General features: G+C 64.4%; 6 protein-coding genes. 1 reads left to right on the forward strand and 5 read right to left on the reverse strand.

Features of this window, described 5'->3' with window-relative positions; all coding sequences use genetic code 11:
* Nucleotides 1-14: 14 nt before the first annotated feature.
* On the reverse strand, nt 15-1,361 hold the full coding sequence (locus ACZXDY_RS18925; RefSeq protein WP_464346519.1) for an MATE family efflux transporter: 1,347 nt from the start codon (nt 1,359-1,361) through the stop codon (nt 15-17).
* 220 nt (nt 1,362-1,581) lie between these two features.
* Nucleotides 1,582-2,163, reverse strand: a complete 582-nt coding sequence (locus ACZXDY_RS18930) for a DUF2239 family protein (protein WP_464346520.1) — start codon at nt 2,161-2,163, stop codon at nt 1,582-1,584.
* A 159-nt stretch (nt 2,164-2,322) separates the two neighbouring features.
* Between ACZXDY_RS18930 and ACZXDY_RS18935 the strand changes: the two genes are divergently transcribed.
* A complete protein-coding gene (locus ACZXDY_RS18935; RefSeq protein ID WP_464346521.1) occupies nt 2,323-2,988 on the forward strand; it encodes a glutathione S-transferase in 666 nt (221 codons plus the stop codon).
* 109 nt (nt 2,989-3,097) lie between these two features.
* Here ACZXDY_RS18935 and ACZXDY_RS18940 read toward each other — a convergent pair whose 3' ends face one another.
* The 3 genes from ACZXDY_RS18940 to ACZXDY_RS18950 form a co-directional block, all read right to left on the reverse strand.
* Complete coding sequence (locus ACZXDY_RS18940) at nt 3,098-4,486, reverse strand: serine hydrolase domain-containing protein (RefSeq protein ID WP_464346522.1); 1,389 nt, start codon at nt 4,484-4,486, stop codon at nt 3,098-3,100.
* A gap of 209 nt (nt 4,487-4,695) precedes the next feature.
* Nucleotides 4,696-5,592 (reverse strand): SDR family oxidoreductase, encoded by an 897-nt coding sequence (locus ACZXDY_RS18945; RefSeq protein ID WP_464346523.1) that lies wholly within the window; start codon nt 5,590-5,592, stop codon nt 4,696-4,698.
* A 19-nt stretch (nt 5,593-5,611) separates the two neighbouring features.
* A complete protein-coding gene (locus ACZXDY_RS18950; protein WP_464346524.1) occupies nt 5,612-6,910 on the reverse strand; it encodes an MFS transporter in 1,299 nt (432 codons plus the stop codon).
* Nucleotides 6,911-7,104 lie beyond the last annotated feature (194 nt).

Genomic DNA, 7,104 nt, shown 5'->3' on the forward strand with positions numbered 1-7,104 from the left:
ATCTCCCTTCCCGGTCAAATCAGACGCTCGACCGTCTGCTTCCGCCAGACCAGCATGTAATAGCCCATCTGCAGCAGGAACATGGTGCAGAAGGTGATCGGATAGGCGGCCCACACCCCCTCGATGCCGATCAGCCGGCTGAGGATGATGGCGGACGGGATCTCGACCAGCGCGATCGCGAAAGCGGAGATCAACAGCGGCATCCAGACCGTGCCGCCGGCGCGCATTGCACCCGAAAACACCGTCGACATCCCGAACAGGACCGAGCTCCACAGCACGATGTGCAGCAATCCCTGCGCGAGCTCGAGCACGGCGGGGTCGGTGATGAAAAAGCCCATCAGCATGCGGGAGAACAGATAGCCGAGCGCGGCCAGTCCGCCGGTCAGGACCAGATTCATCTTCAACCCGGTGCCGACGATCGCGCCGATCTGGCTGGCCTCGCCACGGCCGATCGCCTGCGCGCCGAAGATCGAGACCGCGATCGCGATCGACAGCGCGGGAAACTGCACATAGCTCAAGACCTGGTTGACGGCGCCATACGCCGCCGTGGCGTTGGAGCCGAAACCGTTGACGAGGCCGAGCAGCACCAGCTCGGCAAGCGACATCACGACCATGCCGAGCGCTGCGGGAATGCCGAGCCGCAACACGGTTCGCAGCAACCTGCCGTCCGGCCGCATCGCGCGCAGGAACGCGGCATCGAAAGCCAGCGCATGGCGTCGTCGCCACAGATAGAGGTTGAGCCACACCAGTGTCAGCAGGCTCGATACCGCCGAGGCCCAGGCCGCGCTGGCGACGCCGAGATGCGGCAGGCCAAGCCAGCCGCGGATCAGCGCCGGCGTCACCACGAGGCCGATGACGGTCGAAATCGCGAGCGCGAACAGCGGCGTGAGCGTGTCGCCGACACCACGCAGCATCGAACTGGCCAGGATGAAGGCGAAGGTGAGCGGCATCGTGACCATCATGGTCTGCGCGTAGGAGGTGGCGGCATCGAGGATATCGGCCGGCGTGGCGAGCGCGACCAGGAGATCGCGCGTGAACAACAATCCGAACAGCGCGATGCCACTGGCCAGCAGCAGCGCGACCGTCAGCGTGGTGCCGGCCACCGCCTTGACCTTGTCGACTTGGCCGGCGCCGAAGGCTTGGCCGACCAGCACGGTCGCGCCCGAGCTCAAGCCCATCACGAAAGCGATCAGGAAGAACATCACCGGGAAGAACACCGAGACCGCTGCGAGTGCCTCGACCCCGATCATCTGTCCCAGATAGATGTTGTTGATGGTGCCGAACAGCGCCTGCAGGATGTTGCTCAGCATCATCGGCAGCAGGAAGGCGAGAAAAGTCCTCCAGAGCGGCGGCTTGGACATGGAAAGGGTACCTGTTGAAATGTGATAGGTCGTTGATTGAATCGGTCGTGCCGCGAGTTCACCTCCCCCGCTTGCGGGGAAGGTCGGATCGCATCGTTAGATGCGATCCGGGTGAGGGTTCTCACCACCTAAAGAATCCCGCCGCGGAGACACCCTCACCCCAACCCTCTCCCACAAGCGGGAGAGGAGGTGCACCTCCGTTGTGGCTTAGTTCCACGCGCTAATCCGCGCGGTCGCTGTAGGCGAGCTTGACGACGTGGTCGCGAATGTCCGGCGGCCAGTCGGCGATCTCGCTGACAAAGCGGCGGCGGTCGTCCGCGAACAGGGCGCGCGAGGCCTCCTCGAATTTCGGCAGGTTGCCGGCCATCGCCGACATGAAATGATAGGCGGCATCGCGCGCGGCGCGCTGACGGTCGCGGTCGCCGCTGCTGCGCCGGGCTTCGTCCACGAGCTTGCGGAGCGCGACCGAGGCGCCGCCGGGCTGCGCGTTGAGCCATTCCCAATGGCGCGGCAACAGCGTCACCTCGCGCGCGACCACGCCGAGTTTCGGCCGGCCGCGGCCACGCGGCTCGCTCGGCGCCAGCTCCGGCGCTTCACCTGGCGGAGCCGTTGTTGGCAGCCGTGCCAGGATCTCGTCATCGCTGCCGCGAAGGTCCAGATCGAGGGCGCGTCCGGTCCCGTCGCAGAAGATCGCAATCGACTCGGCGCTCTGGCCGGCCCGTTTGACCGCCAGCGCGACTTCCGGCAGGGGCCCGGCGGCGAGGCGCCGCTGGCCTTCGAAGGCTGTAAAGGTCTGATTCATCGGAGACATCTGGTTAATCTGTGTTCAGTAATTTATGCCCGGGTATAATTCAGGTGTCAATATCACCCGGGTAAATAATTTGGCCGCTCGGCCAATCGCGAATCTGGCGATTGCCTGATACGGAACGCCCGGTAAGTTTTTCGAATTCCGGGGGACGCCGTGCTGACCGTTCATCACCTCAACAATTCGCGCTCGCAACGGGTGCTCTGGCTGCTCGAAGAGCTCGGCGTGCCCTATGAGATCGTGCGCTATCAGCGCCAGCCGGACATGCGCGCGCCGAAGGAGCTTCTGGTCGTCCATCCGCTCGGCAAGTCGCCGGTCATCACCGACAAGGGCAACACGATCGCGGAATCGGGCGCGATCATCGAATACATCCTCGGCGCCTATGGCCAGGGACGCCTGATCCCGGCGGCCGAGACGCCGGAACGGCTACGTTACACCTATTGGCTGCATTATGCCGAAGGCTCGGCGATGCCGCCGCTGCTGTTGAAACTGCTGTTCACGACAATGCCGAAACGCGCGCCCTCCTTGCTGCGCCCGCTCGTGCGCAAGGTCTCCAACCAGGTGCTGACGGCGCTGGTCAATCCGCAGCTCAAGCAGCACATGGCGTTCTGGGAGGCGGAGCTCGGCAAGAGCGAGTGGTTCGCAGGCAATGAGTTCAGCGCCGCCGACATCCAGATGAGCTTTCCGCTGGAAGCAGCTTCCGCGCGCGCCGGGCTGGAGGAGGGGCACCGGAAGTGCATGGCCTTTCTCGAACGCATTCACGCGCGCCCGGCCTACGCCCGCGCGCTGGAGAAGGGCGGGCCGTATCAGGTGGGGCGGTGAACGCCACGCGATCCGCCGTCATTGCGAGGAGCGAAGCGACGAAGCAATCCATCTTTCCGCACACGTGGAGGCATGGATTGCTTCGCTTCGCTCGCAATGACGATCGCCACTAGCGTTCCACCGCCGCGATCACCTCTTTCACCAGCCGCGCCAATCCGCGCATGTCGCCGGTCCGATCAACGCTGTTGCCGAGGCGGACAACGACGAGGTGCTGCGTCGGCATGATGACGATGCGCTGGCCGAGATCACCAGAGGCAAAGAAGGCGTCGCGGGGAATGCCGAGCGCGACGCGGGCCTTGGCATTCCGGTGTTCGCCGCGGTTGGTCCAGAAGCCCGCGCCATAGTCGGTCTTCAGGGTTGGGGCGGCGGAAAAGTCCACCCAGTCTTCGTGCAGCAGCCGCTTGCCGCCGACCACGCCGTCATTGAGATAGAGCAGCCCGAAGCGGGCCCAGTCCCGGGCGCTCGCCAGCATGTAGGCAGTGCCCTGCAGGGTGCCGCTGCCGTCGAATTCCAGCGTAACGCTGCGCATGCCGAGCGGGTTGAACAATTCGCGCCAGGCAAAGGCGAGCGTCTGTTCGGGCCCGCCGACGGCATCGCGGATGATCCGCGCCAACAGTTGCGTCGAGGGACTCGAATAATGCCAACGCGTGCCGGGTGGCGCCATCAGCGGCGCCTTCACCGCAAAGCCCGCCATGTCGTCACGCAGGTAGACCATCTGGCTGGAGGGATCGAAGCCCGAATTGGTCTCGTCCAGCGCCAGCCCCGTGGTCATGCGCATGAGGTGCTCGACCTCGATCTCGCGACGCGGATCATTCCTGCCGCGCCATTCCGAAATCGGCGCCGGCATCGACGGCGTGACCAGGCCTTGTTGCGTCAGGATTCCGATCAGCGCATTGATCACCGACTTGGTCAGGGAAAAACCAAGCAGCGGCGTGTCGACGCTGATGCCATCGGCATAGCGCTCGGCGATGATCTTGCCGTTATGGACGACCACCACCGCTTTGGTGCGCCGGAGTGGCGGCTCCGCCGGCTCCTCGAAGGCATGATCGAGTGCCGCTTTTAGCGCTGGGTCCGAAGGCTCGACAGGTTCAGGGCCCCCGATCTCCTCAAGCAGCGGCGGCGCTTTTGCCACCTTCAGCGCGTCGATATCGCTCTTGAGCACATAAGGCGCTTTTCTACCGTGTAGCAGCACGCAACCGAGCCCGTCGTGAAAGGCGGCGCGGCTTGTCAGCCATCCCACAACCGACGCATCGACGGTCTTGCCGGTGCGGTCGAGCGCAAAGCGGAGCAGCGGACGCAGTCTGCGGATGCCGGCCCGATCGATCGTTTCCGAAAACACCGTCTCCGGATCGAGGCCAGAGACGAACACTTTGGAACAGACATTGTGTGCGACCACGCCCGTCGCGACACGAACGGCCCGATCAGGACGGAAGTAGGCGGCAACCGCCACCGCGGCGGCGAACGCGATTGCTGCCGCGATCCATTTCTGCCAGCCCACAAATTCCTCCGCGCTGAAGCTGAGTGGTACTCTACCTCGCCCCGCTTACAGGGAGAGGTCGGAATTCAAGCGGAGCTTGAATTCCGGGTGAGGGGGCTCTCCGCGAGTCCACCTATCACCGTGCGTGCGGAGACAGCCCCTCACACCGCCCCTCTCCCCGTGAAGAACGGGGAGAGGGAGGGAGAGCCCCGCGATCGTGTCGTTGAGTCTTACCGCGACTTCTGCGCTTCGCCAACGGAGGGCAGCGGTTGAACGGTGACGCCGGGCGGCGGCACGTCGTCGTCGGGCACGAAGAAGTCGGACATCAGCGGCCGCGACGGATCGACGCGGTAGCGCTCGAAATCGCGCACGCCGCTGTCATAGAGCACCTTGTCGTCAATGCAGAACTGCCCGGTGAATTCGCGTGCCGGTTTGGTCAGGATGACATGCGCGGCATCGCCCATGATCTCGGGCGTGCGGCTGGCGCGCATCATGGCGTCGCCGCCGAGGAGATTGCCGACCGCGGCGGTCGCGATCGTCGTACGCGGCCACAGCGCGTTGACCGCGACACCAGCCGATCGCAATTCGCCCGACAGCCCCAGCACGCACATGCTCATGCCGTATTTCGCCATCGTGTAGGCGGTCGAGTTCTCGAACCACTTTGTCTTCATCTCGAGCGGTGGCGACAGCATCAAAATGTGCGGGTTCGCCGCTTTCTTCAAATGTGGGATGCAGTATTTCGACACCATGAAGGTGCCGCGCGTGTTAATGCCCATCATCAGGTCGAACCGCTTCATGTCGGTGGCCTGCGAGGTGGTCAGGCCGATCGCGCTGGCATTGTTGACGCAGATGTCGATGCCGCCGAATTCCGCGACCGTCTTGTCGATCGCCGTGATCACCTGCGCCTCGTCCCTGATATCGCAGATAACAGGCAGCGCCTTGCCGCCGGCGGCACGGATCTCGTCTGCGGCGGTATAGATCGTGCCCTTGAGTTTCGGATGCGGCTCGGTGGTCTTGGCGGCGATCGCGATATTGGCGCCATCGCGTGCCGCCCGTAGCGCCATCGCGAGCCCGATGCCGCGGCTCGCACCGGTGATGAACAGTGTCTTGCCCTTGAGCGACGTCATCCGAACCCTCCCGTGTTATTTATCCCTCAGCATGCAACACTCGTCCGCGCGTCTCCGGCAGCGCGTAGGCGGCCAGGAAGAATACAGCGTAAGCGGCGACCGCGAAAATCGCGATCGCGTTGGCGAGCGAGGTCGTGGTCGAGAGCGCGCCGACAAGAAACGGGAACAGCGCGCCAATGCCGCGGCCAAAATTATAGCAGAAGCCCTGTCCGGAGCCGCGCAGCCGCGTCGGATAGAGCTCGGTCAGGAACGCGCCCATGCCGGAGAAATAGCCTGACGCGAAGAAGCCGAGTGGAAAGCCCAGCACCCACAGCAATTCGTTGCTGATCTCCACTTGCGTATAGACCAGCACGACGGCGATGGCGCCGAGCGAGAAGGTCAGGAACAGGTTCCGACGGCCGATACGATCGGCGAGCCAGGCGCCGACAAGATAGCCGATGAACGAGCCGATGATCAGCGCGGCGAGATAGCCGGTCGAGGTGACGATCGAAAGGTGACGCTCCGTGGTGAGGAAGCGTGGCACCCAGAACGTGATGGCGTAGTAGCCGCCTTGGCAGCCCGTCGCCGCCAGCGACGCCAGGATGGTCGTCTTCAGGATCGGTCCGTGGAAGATCTCCCACAGCGACGGCCGGTCGCCCGCGGCCTGCTGCTTTTGGCGCGTGGCAGCGGCGATCTCGGGCTCGGTGACGTAGCGGCGCAGATAGAACACCAGGAGCGCCGGCAGCGCGCCGATCACGAACATCCAGCGCCATGCGATTTCCGCCGGCAGGATCGAGAACAGGATCGCCTGCGCGAGCACCGCAAGACCCCAGCCGACAGCCCAGCCTGATTGCACCGAGCCGACCGCGCGCCCGCGATATTGCGGCCGGATCGCTTCGCCCATCAGCACCGCGCCCGCAGCCCATTCTCCGCCGAAGCCCAGGCCCAGGATTGCCCGCGCGATCAGGAGCTGATCGAAGTTCTGCGCGACCGCGCAGACCAGCGAGAAGAACGAGAACCAGAGAATGGTGAGCTGCAGCGTCCTGACGCGGCCGATGCGGTCGGCGAGATAGCCGCCGAGCCAGCCGCCGATGGCCGACGAGAGCAGCGTCACCGTGCCCGCAAGGCCGGCGGTGCCGGCATCGACCTTCCACAGCGTGATGATGGTGCCGATCACCAGCGGATAGATCATGAAATCCATGCCGTCGAGCGCCCAGCCCGAGGCGCAGGCCCAGAAGGTGCGCCGCTCCTGCAGGTTCATGTCGCGGTAGAAGGCGAGCAGGCTGGTGTCGTGGATTTCAGCGACTTCCATCGCCTTCGATGGCTCCGATGTTGTCATGTTCGAGGTCTCCGCGAGTTTCTTATTGGCCGCTTGGCCGCGCCTATCGCACGCGGCGGGTTCGCGGGAAAGGTAAATCTATTGCGATGGTTCCGCAAAGGCAGGCCTATGGCTGTGCCGATCTCCGGACCTCACTGTCATTGCGAGCGCAGCGAAGCAATCCATGCCGCCGCGTGGGGAGAGATGGATTGCTT

It is taken from the genome of Bradyrhizobium sp. LeoB3, from assembly GCF_055456055.1.

Excerpts from the sequence above, each read along its gene's own strand:
- ACZXDY_RS18945 (WP_464346523.1), bottom strand. The coding sequence starts at position 5,592 with ATGACGTCGCTCAAGGGCAAGACACTGTTCATCACCGGTGCGAGCCGC.
- ACZXDY_RS18925 (WP_464346519.1), bottom strand. The coding sequence starts at position 1,361 with ATGTCCAAGCCGCCGCTCTGGAGGACTTTTCTCGCCTTCCTGCTGCCG.
- ACZXDY_RS18930 (WP_464346520.1), bottom strand. The coding sequence starts at position 2,163 with ATGAATCAGACCTTTACAGCCTTCGAAGGCCAGCGGCGCCTCGCCGCC.
- ACZXDY_RS18950 (WP_464346524.1), bottom strand. The coding sequence starts at position 6,910 with ATGACAACATCGGAGCCATCGAAGGCGATGGAAGTCGCTGAAATCCAC.